Genomic DNA, 17,907 nt, shown 5'->3' with positions numbered 1-17,907 from the left:
ATTGCTTCTGCACGGAACTGCGGGGTGAACTTCTGACGTTTGGACATGCACTCATTCTCCTACTAACGCGTGTCTCATAACATCATGACAGCTCATTGTTCCTGCGTGGAAGATCCGTAGGTTGAGCCAACGGGCTACGCTTGGCCCTTGGTGTAGTTCTTCGCGGTTTCAGTCGCGTCCCAGAAGGGTGCAGGAATGCCAGTGAAACGAAAACTACGGAGCAGTCGAGTCGTTGCTCCGAAACAAAAAGTTGTCCTGCACTCACTGGCGTATGGAAATATTCTGGGATCACGAACTCGTCATAAGGCCTATAAGATCAGGGGCGCTGCTCGCTACGCTGGAAAGTCGAACTCGCTTCCAGCAGGCGCTACTCGGCGTTTGGAGTCGGCCCATTCCCCCGAGGAGCCTCTCGGTGTCCTCGTGTTCGCGACTCCAGCCAGGGATAAGTCCGGTTCGGATGCCAGTTAGTGCGACGGTCCAGAGCTTCATGTCGACACGTTTCATCTCAGGGCACCCATAGTTCTACCCCATCGCTGGCGACTCCAAGCGCACGTGGGCAAAAATATCCTCTCTCCCCGTTTCTCGAACTAGGGTCCGGTAACGCCGGATGCTTGGGTTCTAAATGCAGGTCTCATGACGACGGCTTATGGTCAACGGTCGTTGTTTCACGTGAAACATGCAGCAGGGTTCCACGATTCAGAAGTCGCAATGTTTCACGTGAAACATCAATGCAGGTTCATGCGCAGTCCCCCCTGAAAACCATAGACTTCGAGCATCCTGGCGGCCTTCATGTTTCACGTGAAACATCAGCACAGGTTCACGCGTAGCCCCTCGAGTGCCGCATGCTTCGAGCGCTCAGGCGCTTTTCGTGTTTCACGTGAAACATCACGACACAACAGAACCAGTGAACTGGGAAGCTTCCCGCCTCAAAGTTGTCCTCGAAAGCCACAGCAGATCAGAGCTTCCTACGACCTTAGGCGAGAGCAGAAACCGATGTCAGGCTCATCCCTTGGGCGCCGACGAATCCATGTGGAGACAAGTGGATTGCGCGGTGTCATCAAGCATGTTGGACCACACGTCGAGTAGCTAGAACTATCCAAAACATCGGACTCGGCTGAAACAACCGCTCAAAGCGCTCGGGTAGTCTTTGCGCGGCCTCTCGTGTGGCCGCTCTCCACAGCCCCACTGGATTCCAGTCAGCTACCTTCATGACGAGGATCAGATAGTCCCGGGCAATGAACTGGAACGCGATGTCGTCTTCAAACTTGGCAGGTTATTTGAAGCCGCTCCCCCGGTGCGCGCCTATGCCTGCCGACCAGCCCGATGAACCAGGATCGTTCAAGCAACTACAGTGGCACTCCACAGTCATGTAAGAGGACGATTCGCACCAGCCGCGCGAGCAACGACCCCAGAGCCCACTGGCCACGTTGTCTCGTGTGTTTGCGATTCTGCATTTCGAAACCCCCAAATGTCATCCTGGGTTCTCCCCTAGGCAGCACCTTCATGGATTCGCGCGATCAGCGTCTGAGGACGTAGGCACAATTTCTAAGACGTTACTAGGATCTGCACTCACCAATGATTTCACCGAGTGCCTTGTAAAATTTTCTGCGCCGAACCACGCTCACCTATAGCTATTGCGGGCATGGGAATGTTCGTTTCCCTCCCCCATCGTGAACTCAGTACGTCATACCTACGGCACCTCGCGTACGGTTAGCTATTCGGAGGTCACAGCTAATCGGATTCATGTTCAAAGTTCCTACTCGCATTCTCCAGCAGAATCGCCCTTGTCGTCGGAGGTACCGAGGATTGCCCAGTCCTACGCCAGGATTGCCGAACAGGCCAGAACCAGCGGTTGGACTCACGAAGAATACCTCGCGGCAGTGCTCGAGCAGGAAGTCGTGGCCCGCAACGCGTCCGGGGCGAGACACCGGATACGGGCCGCAGGGTTCGGGGCGTCCAAGACGCTGGATGAGTTTGACTGGGCCATGCAACCGGCGGTGCGGGATCAGATTCTGGGGCTTGCCCGCGGCACGTATTTGCACGAAGGACGCAACATCGTGTTGCTCGGCCCTCCGGGGACCGGTAAGACGCATTTGGCCATCGCCTTGGGCATCGCGGCGGCGAAGACTGGGCATCGGGTGCTTTTCGATACCGCGGTGGGATGGGTGCAGCGGCTGAGCTAGGCTCACAATTCGGATCGGTTGCCTGCTGAATTGGTCAGGCTTCGAAGGTATGGGCTGATCATTGTTGACGAGGTCGGATATCTGCCCTTCGAGCAGGAAGCGGTGAACTTGTTCTTCCAGTTGGTCTCGTCCCGTTATGAGCAGTGTTCGTTGATCCTGACCAGCAATTTGCCGTTCTCGGGATGGGGCACAGTGTTTGGGGATCAGGTGGTGGCGGCGGCGATGATCGATCGGATTGTTCATCATGCGGAAGTCTTCGCTTTGAAAGGTAGTTCGTACCGTTTGAAGGAGCAGTCGTTTGAGACTTTGCCGTCGGTAGCGGCGGAGCAGCGGCAGGTTTAGACTGCTCTTAACTGTTCATTTTTCGGGTTCCGAAAGTGTTCACTTTTCAACATCCGCCGACAAGCAGATGACCTCTCTGCCGACCATAGTCATCGGTTTAGGTCCTCACATCTAGAACCGTGTGCCTTAGTACTTGAACGACATACCTGGCGCAGCTCAAGAATAGTTACTTCAGGGGCCAAAGCTACGACCCTCATCATGCCGGTTGGGACGTAATCCACCGCTAGGAAAGTGCGACTAGTAATTGTCGACATACGACGTGGAGGCTACCGCTTGGCTATGGTCTCGGTTGCGCAGCCCATCGTTGGCAACAGCTGGCAATCTCCAAGATGGCCAAGTTGCCATTGCATTCTTGGGTTGAGCATTTCAGTTGCCTAACATGATGAGGCTCCATTGAGAGTCCAGGTTGTCGTCGCCGCTGACAGTTGATCAGCACCAAGAGGATGACATTCACGCGTACGCAAAGGATCACCATTACTCACCACATTGGAAATAGCGGATTCTAGGATCTCTAATGAGCCTGTTTGGTTCACCAGCTGGCGCGACGACGTCAGCGATGGCCTATCCCCCAGGATCTGATGCCACACCGCAGCCGCATTTTCGAACTGGGCGGGAACCCAGAACCTACGTGCAAAATGACAGGGCAGAGTTTCTGTTTGAGCGTGACTCATGTGGCTGAGGTTTCTAACCACCTCCACCTCGAGGCCTTGGCCTCACACCAAAGCTATGAGCTGAGCTGGATCTGTATGCCGCGGCAAGGCAAAAATTCATAGCAGTCCCAGTCGGACGCTCAGGAGGTTCTAACCGTTGAGTGTGCTGTCGAATCCTACTCATCAGCGATATCCGTATCCGATGTGAATCGAGCTGCTCGATACGCAACAAGACGAAGGGAGTTCTTTCGAAGCGCCGATGGACATCACGATCATTTTCACGGCATCAAAAGATGATGGCGCGCGTTTGCTACCTGGCCTGGGTCGCATCGATTATCAGAACGTGGAGTAAATTTCAGACTCTCTGAGCTCCAGCAATATTGCGGTTCAGAGCCACCCGATATTCTCCGTCAGAGCCACCTCACACGTACTCCGAGCAGCAAAGAAAGCATTCCAATGCGCTGAGAAGCCGCGACTTTAGTAGTCGGAAACGAACCCAAAACGAAACACCGTCAGAGGTCAGCAACGCCAGCCGAGACATGCAGTGCACGTGGCTGCGCTCCCCTACCCACAACGACATTCAACGAACTGTGTGCGAACTGGTCGAAGCATCTGGTGAGCGGGCACAGGCTCGCAGGTACTAGCTCCCGTTGGCTACCGAACCGTGAGAGCACGTTGAGACACCGGATCAGCCACCGCCGTTGGTGAAACAGTTGCGGACAGACCTAGACGTTCCTGCAGGCCGCATACGCCGGAAGAGATCTGAAGTCACTGGAATTGCCGTTACGGGCTGCGACCGACACCTCCTGTACCGTCATCGCAAGGTCGTTGCCCTTCGGGGTGACGCATCCTCTTGACGGGATCGAGCGCGGGGCCAGGTTCGACGCTGATACGGACGGGCATACCCCAACTGAGGCACCCGGCGAGGTGAGTGCAGGCTCTCACTGGAGTTTCCTCGAGCCATTGATTGAGGCTGCCTCTTGAGCTGGTACCGGCTCGATGTACCTAGGGCACAGAGCCAGCCTCAGGCAGAATGCTCGGTATTCGAAGTGGACAACTTTGGCGGTGGCTCTGAACGAGAATATTTAGTGGCTCTGCCTGGGAATATCGGGTTGCGCTCAAACGAAATATTTGGCGTCTGAATATTGGACTCGTTGAGAGCCACCAATATTACGGTTCAGAGCCACCCGCTGGAAACAACGTTATTCCCCTCCAGAGCCACCCAATATTGTTCGTCTGAGCCACTCCACACGTATCTCGACAAACACGCGCCTGCGAGTGAGACGGGCAGCCGCTCCAACAGCAAGAGAAACGAACTAATGCCTGTAGACCAGAGTGGTATCGGAACGAATAGACAGAGGTTTCAGCACGGTAAGCCTTCGGATCTTCCGCAGTGGCTTTGCCACGACGCGCAGCAGAGAAAGATACAAGAAGTCGAACGAGCTTTTTCTGCGCATCGGCAACGACAGTCCTGGCTACGGTAAGCGTGAGGAAGCGAAGACTCAACTGAGCCGTATCGCCGGCGATGAGGAACAGGCTATCGCTTCCACCAGACTGCAGACCGAATACGCCAGGAGCGCCTTGGCCCACTGGCCTGGAACCCGTTGGCCGCAACCGGCACTTCAGGTACCGTCTTCGTAAAGGTCATTGACCTTGGTCCGCTGCAGCAGGAGGTGAGTCTAATGTCGCCGGTCGGCGTTGACACGGACGGGACCGCTGTACCTGCAGCATCGCTCGTGGTGACCAAAAGCAGTGGTGAAGCCATGCATTCGTCCGCGGCTTGCTTGCGGTTGAAAAGGTGCCAGGTCGGCGCACCATTCGGCCAGACCCAAGAAACGAAACTCGGTGGCGTTCCGGGTACGCCGTGCGGTGGCTCTGACGGGGAATACTGGGTGGCTCAGATCTGCAATAACGGGTGGCTCTGAACCGCGATATCAGCTCTCAAACCATCGAACATTCACTTCGTCGGCCGCGGAGATCGCGGGCTTCTAGAGCAAGCTGAACGTCAATCTGCCCCGGGTGAACTTCCACCCTCGTTGATCACAGACGCTGCAGGCGTCACCCGAGGGCGGATCTCGCAAGTACTGGCGCGCACCGACGAGAACGATCTCAAGGAATATCAACTCTCGCAGCGCGTTCATAAGCTCACGGGGTGGCCACAGGACGCGCTTCAAGCTCACAAGGCAGACTTTCCAGGGTAAATGATCCAATGCCCTATCCAGCACCACGCAAATGCGTCTAGCGTCGCCGAGTCGACGAGAGAGTCGCCCAGGCATTCGGACGAGCATGATTCTGAAATACCAGTCGAGGTACTCAGCGAAGCCAAATCAGATGTTTCCTATAGATAAGCTCCGGATCGGTTAGTGTGCTTCGTACTGAGAGTTTTGGCCCACTGAACCGTCGATCGCATGCACGTGTGAGATCGCTTTGCGGGCTCTTCAACTGCGGGCCTTGCCCTCCTACGAAAGTATGATTTACAACCAATCTTGATGAAGTGTAAGGTCTTTGTAAGAGTTAAACTCGTTAGATGGGCTATATACATACATGTCATTCGGTAAGTTCATCTCTTCATCAGTTGCTTTTACTGCTTCAGCTGCGCTTATTACGACAATGAGCATGCCAGCGAATGCAGTACCAACTATCAGTTCTTCTGGGCAAACTACTGCAAGCGTGTCCGAGCAGTCAGAAATCACTCGCTTAGCCGAGAAGATGCAATCTTTAAAAGATGGTGAATCTTTCACGTACTCGTCGCCGACCGGCCAAGAATTCAAGATCACCAGTAATAATGGTCAGTTGAATTTTTCTACCGTTGGAAATTCTTCAGTTGCTTCCCTGCAGCAGCTTCTTGGTGCGCTACTTCGCTAGCAGCGGTTCTCTTCGGTATCGGTGCCGTTGCCCTGCCAGCGGCGGCAGTTGCCACCGGCGGTGGAAGCGTTGTAATCGGAGGGGTTGCTCTATCTGGAGCACAACTCGGCGGGCTAGCAGCGGTAGCTGGCTCCTTTTCAGCTCTCGAGGCTTATATCGATAGCAAAATTTGTTAGGAGACACTATGAAAAAGCCATATGTAAAGTTCACTGCGTTTGGGCTGATTCTAGGTTCTCTCATTACGTTTATGCCTTGGATGCTTGCTGAACCTCCTGCCTCGTTAGCTTGTCAGTCTCTTGGGATATTCACCGTATTTTTCTCTGGACTGTTCTTTGCCTATACCGCTCATATCGCTTCCCCCTCGAAGCAAGCAGCAAAGGATAAAAAGATCGAACTAGTGGAGGTGGCCTAACCTCATGACGACTTACGTGTTGTATGGGATTATCTGCATGCTTGCTGGAGCAGGATTATTTCTTAGTGCCAGCATTATTGGCCAGTCGCGACCTAATACCAACGAAGTCGTGAAACTGACCAGATGGCTCGGGATTCCTGCGTTATGTCTGATTACTGCCGGAACAGTACTCTTCATGGCAAACATGCTGCATTAGAGCAGTTACGAATCCGTCTTCAAACGCTGTTCTGTCTCAGGCTCGCAGTGTATCGATAAGATCCACAGCTTCAGGCTGCGCACCTAGTGCGCTTACACGGCTTCCTAGAGCAATTGAGTTCTCTAGAACCTGCTCGAGCGTCTCTGATTCATTGAGAAGGTCACCCAGGCAATTACGTAAGCACTCTTACGTATCGTTCTCGTCGATCGTATTGCTGGGTTGCGGTGATCTGGGCATAGCTGCGTCCTTGGATCCGTATCGGCACAATGACTCGGTAGCCTGCCATCGCGGTCTCCTTGAGATCGCATGACGTTCAACGGCTGTGACGATGCCATTGACCAGAGGATCACAAATGGACTACCCGCAGGCAGTACACGGTATGTGGATTCGATGGCCCGAGATTACACACCGGGTACGTGGACTGATGGTTTCAAGTATGGGGATTTAACAGGTGAAGGTTCGGTGCTACTAGAGACACCAATATTGCCATTTGAAACCATCTCGCAGATTACCCACTCCCCCCGAGTCTTGTTTTGCCATCTCTTGTGGCAGGCACTTCACCTGGGCGTCAGCACGACAGCGAACAAGGGAGTATTGACGTGCATGGTTTCAATCCTCCTGACGGCTACTCACGCATTGGCCAGTGAGGCAGTTGGTGCTTCTGATCCTTGTCATCGTCAACAGTGGTGTCGAACTAAGCACCGTCTACAGCAGGCTTGTGGAGCAGGAACGTCTAGTATCGGCTGCCTTTGGTTCCGCATCCCGGTGGCATTTAACGGTTTCTGAACGTGTCCTCATAGTCAGCGTGATCCACGCTGCTAGCGCTAGCTACCTATTCGTGTCATGACTTAGTCCGAGCAGATCCATGAAGCTCGCCGGAAGGCTTGAACGATTACCAGTTTTGAACTCCAGTTCTCCGGCCTTGCAAGTGAGGATGGCAGCACCATGAGTTCTCTATTTCGCGGAAGTCTTCATCTGAGGCAGCATACGCATGTTCCCGGAGGTATTGGCTTGATGAAACATGTCGTCGCTGTACGACGATGTCTTCCCTGGCTATTCAAGTCACCGTAGGCCCCTTGGGTGCCATTCCCTGAGTGAAGGTGACCCGAGAAGCGGCGGAGTTTGTTTGATGAATGGCGTCGCGATCTACCACGAACTCGAGCCGCTGAACCGGTTCCCCGCGCAGGCAGAAGGAACCACCAGCCAGCTGGCAAGCACACTAAAAAAGACTTGGTCTCATCAATGTGCCACTAAGTTTCCAAACGATGCAGAACACAAAACCCTATTTGCTCTGCGTCGGGAAGGTCCACTCATGAAAGTGGAGATGCCCGTGTCCCACCAAGAACTGCTTAGCGTCCTCCAGGCAGGGCGATTGCGTGTAAGTTCCGACATCCCGATCATTTCAGGTAGAGGTCGCCGCTCACGACGCCACCATTTTGTGCTGGTCGCGGGAAGTCGAGGAACTCTCTCTTTCAGACAACGACGCACCGCCGAGTGCATCTTTGGCCTGCTCGACAATGAAGGCGACTATCTAGAGAACTGCACATTGACGCAACCCTTCGCTAGATGCCGGGGGCCCGGCAACCGAGTGAAACGACGAATTTCCAGAGATGGCTGGAGACCACAACTGACATTCTTGCCTTGATACGGTTTTGTCTCTGATGCCCGATGAATTTTTCCGTCGTTCAAAAGCCGTTCGTGATTCCGACTCGGTACTCTATTGGTTTGGTAGCTAACAATAGTCAGGGACTCCCGCCGACTGATGCCCAACAAAACTGCCTACTGCCAAAATTCTCAGTAGGAGGAACCCTGGCAACGACAGCAGTCCGCCCTATCAGAGAACTCCGTCAACGTACTGCCCGCCTCGGCCAACACGTGCGCGGACAGCACCGCTTCTCCACTGACCGGGCAATGAGTAATGATGCCAAAAAATGACTCTGCGTGGCAATACTGAGGCCTGTTCAGGCGGACCACACCAGATCGTTTCACCAGCATACGGTTTTATCTTCACCGCCACGTTATCTATCAAATGGGTGACTGGCTCGGCGGTGATCTGGCCGAAATGCTGGTCCAATAGATGCCTGGCTTTGGTTTTTCACCCCCGGAGATCTGACCTCCAAATTTCTGATTGAATCGCGCAAATTTCACTGACGGGATCCCTGGACGTATTTCTTAGAGGAATCCACTCGAACTGACCCGCTAAACATGACCCAATTAATCTCTGCTAAATAGGAGAATCAGTATTGTTCGGAGACTCTCCCCCCACCGCGTCTGCCCAGACTGTCTGGCACAGTGAATTCCCGGGACGAGGGAACGTGCGCTCCTGTAAGTGTTCATCAAGGTCCACTTCGAAACCATACTGACCTCACTCAAAACTGTCGTCAACGGTCGCTATGGCTCCGCTTACAACATTGACCAATTCCGTGGCAACCCATCGTCCTCAGGCGCTTCCACGGCCACTCAGCGCCCCTTCAGGGTGAATGGCGCAGTGAGTTGCCCACAGGCTTGCACAGCACTCCGGGCGCTTCAAAGATTTGCATGCCACCAACGTGAGGGCCAGTGCCGTATTCATGGCAGCTCTTTGCCGGCCGTGCAAATCGGTGACCGGGAAGAGTCGCAATCAGACTAGCAATGCTACGAATAAACCGATTTTCGTCCCGCCATTGGCCCAGCCGAACCCGGGAGCGTATTGAAGCTACAGACCTGGACGGTCCGCCAGATGATCCATTTTTGCGTCTACCATGACGCATCGTGTGGAGTGGTCAGATGCCGAGGAACGCTAACTATCAGTTCGTGGGCACTGTCGACATATTCTTCGCAGCAGGGTCTTGCCTAGGTCCGTTGAGGTCTCTTTCATCTCAGGCCTTGGCGTGCTTGGCGACGGGGCCATGCGAGCAACCATCAAATGTGCTGCAGCGCGGGTTTTCTCGCTTGGTCATGCGATGAACGGGGTTCCATCTTTACCTGTCAGCGCTCATCCTGTGGCTTTGCTCTAGTGGCGGGAGGTTGTGTGATTATTGAGTCAGGGGACACTTGTTGTTTGCCGTGCGTGGCGATTCAGTTGTCCGACAGTGGACCCCGTTGCTGACCGTGAGCAGGCTTGTATTTAGTTGCTGCGGGCATTATCCACGTTCGTTAGGAGCCAGCAGCAGGACCGTGTAGATAGCCTGTCATTGACAAACCGTGAGAGAAAACCGCGTCGTCGAGTAGCTATTCTCTTTCGCCCCGATTACCGGGAGCGTTGACCATACGGGTGCTACGCGCCGACAGACCCTATGCCCTGCTTTCGTGGAACGATCACGATAGCAGATGAATCAAGGCGTCCCTCTCCAAACCTTGCGTGGTTCCATGGTCGCCATTTCAGTTTGCACTCAATGGTGGTTCATCAACAGCCTCGCCCGCTGCCACTGGCTTAGATACTGCCACCGCTCATGCGAAGAGGGTGCATGTTTCACGTGAAACATGCACCCTCTCCCCTGTCAGTGTTTAGGGATTTACCTTCGGATCAAGAACTTCCATGATTCGATTGAGGTCTTCTACGGAAGCGAACTCGATGCTCACCTTCCCCTTGCGACTGCCTAGCTGGATCTTGACGTTTGTATCTAGCCTGTCTGCCAGGGAGGTCGCAATGAAATCCAGTCGTTCGTTGCGCTGGGTTTCACGAACCTTGCGCCCCTTGGGTTTAGGCTTATCTCCACTCAGAGCCACAGCCTCTTCGGTGGCTCGTACGGACAGGCCCTCACTAATAATTCTCTGAGCCAACTGCTCAATGGCCTCATTGTTGGAAAGCCCAAGCAGTGCCCTTGCGTGACCCGCTGAGAGAACTCCAGCAGCAACTCTGCGCTGCACCAATGCAGGGAGTTTCAGAAGGCGGATAGTGTTTGAAATCTGTGAGCGTGACCGTCCGATACGATCGGAAAGTACCTCTTGGGTACAGTTGAACTCTTCCAGTAGCTGCGCGTAGGCAGCGGCTTCTTCTAGCGGATTAAGTTGTGAACGATGAAGGTTTTCAAGAAGTGCATCTCGAAGGAGGTCGGTATCTTGCGTATCACGAATGATCGCCGGGATTTTTGAAAGGCCGGCTTCCTGGGTCGCACGCCAACGGCGTTCACCCATGACGAGCTCATAAGGCGCCTCGTCATCTTCCCTCGATGGGCGAACCACAATCGGTTGCAAGAGCCCAATTTCTCGGATGGAATGGACCAGTTCATCCATGTGATCCTGGTCGAAATTGGTTCGCGGCTGCTTCCGATTCGGATGAATCGATTTGACATCAAGTTCAGCGAAACGAGCGCCAGGAACCTCGATAAGCCCATCCGCTTCCACTTCAACCTCTACTTGAACAGGTTGAGGCTCCACGGCCTTCGGCTTAGTTGGAGCAACGGTGGAAGTAAGTCCCGGCATCGTGGCCCGAGTTTTCTTTGCAGGGCGTGGTGTTGTACTTGATGCAGTTGAAGAAGATGATTTTCGACCGGGTTCGAAAAACATATCCACGGGTCGTGCTGGTTTAGCTTTAGGAGGTGCAACCGCTTCAGGCGCAGATGTTTCACGTGAAACATCTTCCTTCTCATCCGGTGCAGCCGATACGGGTGAGCTTGAAATCAGCGCACCCAGTCCCCTACCCAAGCCACGTTTTTTCTCAACCATTTATCGCACGCCCTTTCAACCCGAATCTCAGCCCATGACTAGTCTACTGTTAGCTGGCATAGGAGTTGGGACGTACTCCCTTAGTTGAACGCACGTTTCCGTCACGCGCCAACGCCGTGCAATAAACTACCGTTAAACAACTAGAAGCAGGAGTTTTCCTGCTTCCAGCTTCTGATCGGCTTTCCCTTAGCCCTTAACACCACGTTCGGCAATTTCCTGAGCCGCCTCCGAGTAGGAAAGGGCACCAGTAGAGTTTGGATCGTAGGTAATTACCGTCTGCTGGTAACTGGGCGCTTCTGAAATGCGTACCGATCGAGGAATCACTGCACCAAGCACCTGCTCCGGAAAATGCTCGCGGACCTCATTGGCCACTTGAGCGGCCAGGTTCGTTCGACCGTCATACATCGTCAACAAGATCGTGGAAACGGTCAAACGGGAATTTAGATGCTTCTGAATCATTTCAATGTTCTTCAGCAACTGGCTAAGTCCCTCGAGTGCATAGTACTCACACTGGATAGGAATGAGCACTTCCCTAGCGGCAACGAATGCATTAACGGTCAGCAGACCCAAGCTGGGCGGGCAATCGATAAATACGTAGTCCAGCCGCGGCTGGCCCAGACGCTGACGAGTTCGCGCATAGTCATCAAGTGCACGCTGCAGTCGTTGCTCCCTGGCTACGAGCGAAACCAACTCAATTTCAGCACCAGCGAGGTGAATTGTTGCCGGAGCAACCTGCAACGATGGAAGGTCTGGACAAGTGGCAACAACATCAACCAAGGCGACATCATTAATGAGTACGTCGTAGATGCTGTCAACTTCGGCATGGTGTTCGATGCCCAATGCGGTCGAAGCATTTCCCTGAGGGTCAATATCGATCACCAGGACGTTCAAACCACCCTTGGCCAAGGCCGCGGCTAGGTTGACGGTGGTTGTCGTCTTGCCGACTCCACCTTTTTGGTTTGAGATCGTGAAATAACGGGTCTTGTCAGGCTTAGGCACCTTACGGGCCTCCAAAGCTTCGCGTCGACGATGTTCGCTCGCCAGCTGGCTGGCTAACGGCGAGGAAGAGTCGTTGAAGTCAAAAACACTGCTCGACGAATCCTTGGTCTTAGACAAGGTGAATCTCCTCCTCATGAAATGATGCAGTCGCAATTTCTGACTGTCATCGACAATGTTTCACGTGAAACATTCAAAACAAGTCTTTACGTTTGCAATCAACTTTCAGTGGTTGTCGCAACTAAAGCTGCTTTAAGCCTAACGTGTTGGGCTAGCCAACCTTGATACGAACCACCGTAGTAGGTTCGTTCAGCAGTCCTTCACCGATCACCAATACCTCGGTTTTTTTGCCCCCGAGCTTGCGGATCGCCTTTGAAGCTTTATCGATTTCTTCGGCAGCCGAACGCCCCTTGATGGCGATGAGCTCCCCTTCACCATGCAACAACGGGATCGTCAGCCCGGCTAGGTTGGTCAGCGCTGAGACGGCACGTGCAGTGACGTACCGGGCATTGACGACATCAACCATCTGTTCCGCGCGCCCACGCATCACAGTGACATTCGTGAGCCCGAGGTCATCGATAACCTCTGAGAGCCAGATGCAGCGGCGCTCCAGAGGCTCGATAAGCGTCAAGTTCAGGTCCGGACGGGCAATGGCCAGGCAGAGCCCTGGGAGGCCCGCACCGGAGCCTACGTCGGCCACCTCGGCGTCCTGCTCCATAACCGACTCGATGACTGCGCAATTCAGCACATGGCGCGACCATAGACGCGGAACCTCACGCGGGCCGAGCAGTCCACGTTCAATACCCGAAGTCGCCAGGTGATCGACGTAGCGCTTGGCAAGATCAAGTCGATCGCCGAAGATCTTTTCGGCGGCGAGTGCCTCTTCGGCGGTGAGGCTGAGATCCTCAGTCATTGCATGGTCCTTTGGTTGTTCAAGTACGCTTGCGATCAGCGCAGCTTAGTTGTCCAGCGTCGAAACAACAATGTGTCGACGGCCTGACTCGCCCTCGGACTCGGAGTGCAGTCCGGCGTCGGCGATGACATCATGGACCAACTTACGCTCGTAAGCGCTCATTGGTTTCAGGTGAACATCCTCACCGGTCTCGCGTGCCTTTTGAATAGCTTCCTCGGCGATCTCACGCAGTTGTTCTGCACGATCCGAACGGTAGCCAGCGATGTCCAGGACAAGCCTCGAGCGCTCACCAGTGGCGTTGAGAACCACTAAACGAGTCAGTTCCTGAAGTGCGTCAAGAACCTCTCCATCGGCACCGACCAGGCTGCTGAGATCCGCGCCCTCTTCATCGGTAACGATCGAGATGTAGGTGCGTCCACCGCGGATCTCAATGTCGATGTCGCCATCGAGGTCCGCGATGTCCAGAAGCTCTTCGAGGTAGTCGGCAGCGACGTCGCCCTCATCCAAAACTTCCTGGTCGGACTCAGTCTGGTTTTTCAGGTTGTCCACTTCGATATTTTCAGCTGCAGTCATGGCTACTTCTTCTTCCGGCGGTTCTTACGCTGTGGCTGCTCGCGCTGGCCCTTTGGCTGCTCAATAGCGGTCTGTTCGGTTTCGTCGGTCTTCTTCTGACCAACTGGAGGCAGACCCTTCGCGGCGCGGCGAGCATTGAGTTCGCGCTCTGCTTCCGAACCTGGAGTCGGGTTGTTATGAATGACCCAGTACTGCTGGCCGAGGGTCCACAGGTTGGTAGCGGTCCAGTAGATCAGCACACCGATTGGGAAGTTGATGCCACCAATACCGAAGACCAACGGCAGGATGTAGAGCATCATCTTCTGCTGCTGCATGAATGGGCCCTGCAGGGCTTCGGCACTCATGTTTTTGGTCATCAGCTGACGCTGGGTGAAGAACTGCGAAGCGATCATGGCCAGGATCATGATCACGGCAACAATGACAACGGACCAGTTGGTATTCCCCGAGTTGAAGGTACCAAGGAAGGTTTCAGACAGCGGAGCGCCAAAGATGGTCGCGGCATCGAAGCTGCGGATGTTTTCAACCGACAGCGCGCCAACGGACTGGCTGTTTTCACTTGCGTGCGACGCATTGTTCAGCACTCGGAACAGTGCGAAGAAGAATGGCATCTGGATCAGCAACGGCAAGCATGAAGACAGCGGGTTGGTCTTGTGCTTCTTGAACAGTGCCTGCTGTTCTTGCACCATGGCCTGACGCGACATTTGGTCGGTCTTGCCCTTGTACTTTGCCTGCAGCTTCCGGAGGTCCGGCTGCAGGGCCTGCATGGCGCGCTGCGACTTAATCTGCTTGACGAAGACCGGGATCAGCAAGGTACGAATCAACAGCACCAGGAAGATGATGGACAGCGTCCAAGTGACACCCGAGTTGGGGTCCATTCCGATGAGCGAGAACAGTTCGTGGAAGGCCCACAGAACCCACGACACCGCGTACGTGAACGGAGTCAATATCGTGTCTAGAAAGTTGTTCATCAGAGGTCGCGCTCCTTGCGGCCGCTATCCGCGGCGTCTACATCGTCGGGAATCACAGGATGATTCAGAACTATGATCCTCGGCAGTTTACCGTCAGGCCAAATCCTCGGTCCCTTGGGAACGTGGTCGACGCCTCCGTGGGACCACGGATTGCACCGGAGGATTCGCCATACAGTTAGCCCGACACCTTTTACGGCACCGTGCTCAGTGACTGCTTCGAGCCCATAGGCAGAACAGCTGGGGAAATATCTGCATACATCGCCATACAACGGCGAAATGATTTTTCGGTAAAGCTTGAGCAGGCCGATCAGGATGTTGCGTGGAATGTCGATAACAAACCACACCACACCGGTTCGGGGCGCTGAATCAGTACGCATCAGCGGGCCTCGGTCTTTCGGACCGCTGAGGCAAATGCCGAAGATACCTGCGCGTGGAGTTCTTCCCAAGAGGCTTCCGCTGCTCCTGGCAGGGCACGGACCACGATGTCCAGATTTCCATCCGCACGTCGAAGTTCATGAGCGATTTCGCGCATCCTCCGTTTTGCAAGGTTCCTTTTAACGGCAATACCTACAGCCTTGGACACAATAAATCCAAACCTGTCTCCCGATTCATCATCTGCTCGAGGGCGTGCATATAGCACGACGTTCCGGCGTCCGCTTCGGACACCGGAACGTACAGTAGCTGTAAGGTCCTGCGCTAGGCGCAGTCGCTGATTCTTTGGCAACATGGGTTTTCTTGACTCTTAGCCGAGTCCAAGAAAACTACGTCGCCAAGAGCTGTGTCGCAAATTTATGCGGACAGCTCGGTGCGGCCCTTGCCACGGCGTGCCGACAGGATGGCACGGCCAGCGCGGGTACGCATACGAAGACGGAAACCGTGCTTCTTGGCACGACGACGGTTGTTTGGCTGAAAAGTCCGCTTGCTCACGGTGATACTCCAAGACGATTAGTTATGCGCTCTACCCGTTGTCAGCTAGCTGAATAACAACGTGATGGCGCACATTTATTTTTGAAAAACGCGAGGTTCCGCGGGCTCTTCGAGTACTGAGCAGGTCGCAAAACGCACACATAGGACTAAATAACAATAGAAAAAACTGCGCGACAGGTCAAATTAGCGCACCTGCTGAGCTCCCCGTCTCAGCGGGCAGGGCTAGCCTGTGAATAATCTACCCCAAAGTTGTGGATTATTGGTGGACTCAACGAAAGAAAGTTCACATCTGCGCACGTATCTCCACGTCATACGACGCTTAAAAACAGTTGATTTCATGGGAAAACTGGTTTTCCACAACCAAAACACCCGGTTTTTCCACCGAGCTGTGCATAACCATGTGGATGACGGATAGAATCAGAGATGATGTTGTCGCTTGAGCAGCATCCGCAGCACCCTTTGAGAGGCTGTTGTGTGACCAAGATTGCATTAATCGACGGAAGCGGGGCGCCCTTAGTGAGCAGCGACGAGACCAATAGCATTGGTAGCTCATGGCGCCAGGTAGTTCGAAAGATTGAAGATGATGATCGGGTTAAGGCCAGGCATCGCGCCTTTGTGTCCTTGGCGAAGCCTCAGGGACTAATCGGCACCACGTTGCTAGTCGCGGTGCCCAACGACCTGACCCGCGACATGCTCCAAACACAGCTTCGTGAACCACTTGATGATGCCCTCAGGGCTGTTTTTCAAGACGACATCCGCTGCGCAGTCAGCGTTGATCTATCACTCTCCGACGAACTAGAAATCGACGAGCCGGAGGCTCCCGCTGCCCCGGCGGCGGCACCAGCTGTCAGTGAAGCTCCAGGACCACGCCCCCAACCGGCCCCGCAGCCTACTCCCCCATCGAACTCGCAGGAGTTTGGGCGCCTTAACCCGAAGTACATCTTTGACACTTTTGTCATCGGTTCTTCAAACCGCTTTGCGCATGCGGCGGCCGTTGCGGTAGCCGAAGCTCCGGCCAAGGCATACAACCCGCTGTTTATCTACGGAGATTCAGGGCTGGGTAAGACCCACCTGTTGCACGCCATCGGTCATTACGCGCGCCATCTCTATAAGGGCATCCGCGTGCGCTACGTCAACTCTGAAGAATTCACCAACGACTTCATCAACTCCATCCGCGATGACGAGGGTGCAAGCTTCAAGCAGACCTATCGAAACGTCGACATTCTGCTGATCGACGATATTCAGTTCCTGGCCAACAAGGACGCAACCCAGGAAGAGTTTTTCCATACCTTCAATGCTCTGCACAACCACAACAAACAAGTTGTGATCACCTCGGACCTTCCGCCAAAGCAGCTTCAAGGGTTCGAAGATCGGATGCGTTCACGTTTCGAGTGGGGACTGCTCACGGATATTCAGCCGCCAGAGCTCGAAACCAGAATCGCGATTCTGCGCAAGAAAGCCGACGCTGAAAACCTTTCGGCTCCCAGCGACGTCATGGAATATATCGCTTCGCGCATTTCAACGAACATTCGTGAACTTGAAGGCGCGCTCATCCGAGTGACGGCTTTCGCGTCCTTGAACAACCAGCCGGTCGATCTTGCGTTGGCTGAAACCGTACTCAAGGACCTGATCAGCGATGACGGGGCCCAAGAAATCACGCCGTCAACCATCATCAAGCAGACGGCAGAGTACTTCGGTCTGACTATCGAAGAGCTGAACAGCAAGTCACGTACACGCACCCTGGTGACCGCGCGACAGATCGCAATGTACCTGCTGCGTGAACTGACCGAAATGTCCTTGCCGAAGATCGGCGCGGAACTCGGCGGCCGTGACCACACCACCGTGATCCACGCCGATCGCAAGATTCGAGAATTGATGGCCGAACGGCGTGCAATTTTCAACCAGGTGACGGAACTGACAAACCGCATCAAACAGAGCCAGCGAGAGCACTAAACATCAAAAACCACAGATGTGGATAAATCTGTGGAAGATCTGGTGACGGACTGCGGATAAGTGCACCTTCCCATGTGGACGTTAAAAACCATGACACTGAGTTTCAACAGGATGCTGGAACTCAGTGTCACCTCCAATCACATGTTGTTCACATGCACAATTGGCTTCAGATCTGGGGTTAGAGTACTTATCCACAGTATCCACAAGGGTTATTAACACTTCTACCTTTAAGACTTATTCATCCAAATAACGAGTCCACTCCCCACACGAAGCCCCAAAACT

The 17,907-nt window shown here is 54.1% G+C and carries 11 protein-coding genes and 1 pseudogene; 4 read left to right on the top strand and 8 right to left on the bottom strand.

Features of this window, described 5'->3' with window-relative positions:
* Positions 1–1,670: 1,670 nt before the first annotated feature.
* From istB to ACIOWL_RS17905, 3 genes and pseudogenes are all read left to right on the top strand, one after another.
* A pseudogene (gene istB / locus ACIOWL_RS17915) lies at positions 1,671–2,525 on the top strand (IS21-like element helper ATPase IstB).
* A gap of 3,194 nt (positions 2,526–5,719) precedes the next feature.
* Positions 5,720–6,040, top strand: coding sequence for a hypothetical protein (locus tag ACIOWL_RS17910; RefSeq protein ID WP_400388203.1), 321 nt, complete (start codon positions 5,720–5,722; stop codon positions 6,038–6,040).
* 184 nt (positions 6,041–6,224) lie between these two features.
* Positions 6,225–6,452: a hypothetical protein gene (locus ACIOWL_RS17905; RefSeq protein WP_400388201.1), complete on the top strand. Its 228-nt coding sequence runs from the start codon at positions 6,225–6,227 to the stop codon at positions 6,450–6,452.
* 3,682 nt (positions 6,453–10,134) lie between these two features.
* Here the strand turns inward: ACIOWL_RS17905 and ACIOWL_RS17900 are convergent.
* From ACIOWL_RS17900 to rpmH, 8 genes are all read right to left on the bottom strand, one after another.
* Complete coding sequence (locus ACIOWL_RS17900; RefSeq protein WP_400388198.1) at positions 10,135–11,295, bottom strand: ParB/RepB/Spo0J family partition protein; 1,161 nt, start codon at positions 11,293–11,295, stop codon at positions 10,135–10,137.
* A gap of 186 nt (positions 11,296–11,481) precedes the next feature.
* A complete protein-coding gene (locus ACIOWL_RS17895; protein WP_400388196.1) occupies positions 11,482–12,411 on the bottom strand; it encodes a ParA family protein in 930 nt (309 codons plus the stop codon).
* A 151-nt stretch (positions 12,412–12,562) separates the two neighbouring features.
* Positions 12,563–13,204 carry a 16S rRNA (guanine(527)-N(7))-methyltransferase RsmG gene (rsmG, locus tag ACIOWL_RS17890; RefSeq protein WP_400388193.1) on the bottom strand — a complete coding sequence of 214 codons (642 nt, stop codon included), beginning with the start codon at positions 13,202–13,204 and terminating at the stop codon, positions 12,563–12,565.
* Positions 13,205–13,249: 45 nt separating this feature from the next.
* On the bottom strand, positions 13,250–13,777 hold the full coding sequence (locus ACIOWL_RS17885) for a protein jag (protein WP_400388190.1): 528 nt from the start codon (positions 13,775–13,777) through the stop codon (positions 13,250–13,252).
* A gap of 2 nt (positions 13,778–13,779) precedes the next feature.
* Entirely contained in the window at positions 13,780–14,745 is a 966-nt protein-coding gene (gene yidC / locus ACIOWL_RS17880; RefSeq protein ID WP_400388187.1) for a membrane protein insertase YidC, read from the bottom strand.
* Complete coding sequence (gene yidD, locus ACIOWL_RS17875) at positions 14,745–15,122, bottom strand: membrane protein insertion efficiency factor YidD (RefSeq protein ID WP_400388184.1); 378 nt, start codon at positions 15,120–15,122, stop codon at positions 14,745–14,747. Before yidD ends, yidC begins: the two co-directional genes overlap by 1 nt.
* The gene (rnpA, locus tag ACIOWL_RS17870) at positions 15,122–15,472 is read right to left on the bottom strand and encodes a ribonuclease P protein component (protein ID WP_400388182.1); all 351 of its coding nucleotides are present in this window, start codon (positions 15,470–15,472) and stop codon (positions 15,122–15,124) included. Before rnpA ends, yidD begins: the two co-directional genes overlap by 1 nt.
* 62 nt (positions 15,473–15,534) lie before the next feature.
* Complete coding sequence (gene rpmH, locus ACIOWL_RS17865; protein WP_022892375.1) at positions 15,535–15,672, bottom strand: 50S ribosomal protein L34; 138 nt, start codon at positions 15,670–15,672, stop codon at positions 15,535–15,537.
* A 516-nt stretch (positions 15,673–16,188) separates the two neighbouring features.
* Between rpmH and dnaA the strand changes: the two genes are divergently transcribed.
* Positions 16,189–17,625, top strand: a complete 1,437-nt coding sequence (dnaA, locus tag ACIOWL_RS17860; RefSeq protein WP_400388220.1) for a chromosomal replication initiator protein DnaA — start codon at positions 16,189–16,191, stop codon at positions 17,623–17,625.
* Positions 17,626–17,907 lie beyond the last annotated feature (282 nt).

Origin of the sequence: Glutamicibacter sp. NPDC087344 (genome assembly GCF_044744225.1) — a bacterium.
GTDB lineage: Bacteria > Actinomycetota > Actinomycetes > Actinomycetales > Micrococcaceae > Glutamicibacter.
The sequence above is the reverse complement of the archived record's forward strand: the minus strand, read 5'-3'. Positions and strand labels throughout refer to the sequence as shown.

Coding starts and splice junctions, on each gene's coding strand:
- ACIOWL_RS17910 (WP_400388203.1), top strand. CDS start 5,720: ATGTCATTCGGTAAGTTCATCTCTTCATCAGTTGCTTTTACTGCTTCA.
- ACIOWL_RS17905 (WP_400388201.1), top strand. CDS start 6,225: ATGAAAAAGCCATATGTAAAGTTCACTGCGTTTGGGCTGATTCTAGGT.
- ACIOWL_RS17900 (WP_400388198.1), bottom strand. CDS start 11,295: ATGGTTGAGAAAAAACGTGGCTTGGGTAGGGGACTGGGTGCGCTGATT.
- rsmG (WP_400388193.1), bottom strand. CDS start 13,204: ATGACTGAGGATCTCAGCCTCACCGCCGAAGAGGCACTCGCCGCCGAA.
- ACIOWL_RS17885 (WP_400388190.1), bottom strand. CDS start 13,777: ATGACTGCAGCTGAAAATATCGAAGTGGACAACCTGAAAAACCAGACT.
- yidC (WP_400388187.1), bottom strand. CDS start 14,745: ATGAACAACTTTCTAGACACGATATTGACTCCGTTCACGTACGCGGTG.
- yidD (WP_400388184.1), bottom strand. CDS start 15,122: ATGCGTACTGATTCAGCGCCCCGAACCGGTGTGGTGTGGTTTGTTATC.
- rnpA (WP_400388182.1), bottom strand. CDS start 15,472: ATGTTGCCAAAGAATCAGCGACTGCGCCTAGCGCAGGACCTTACAGCT.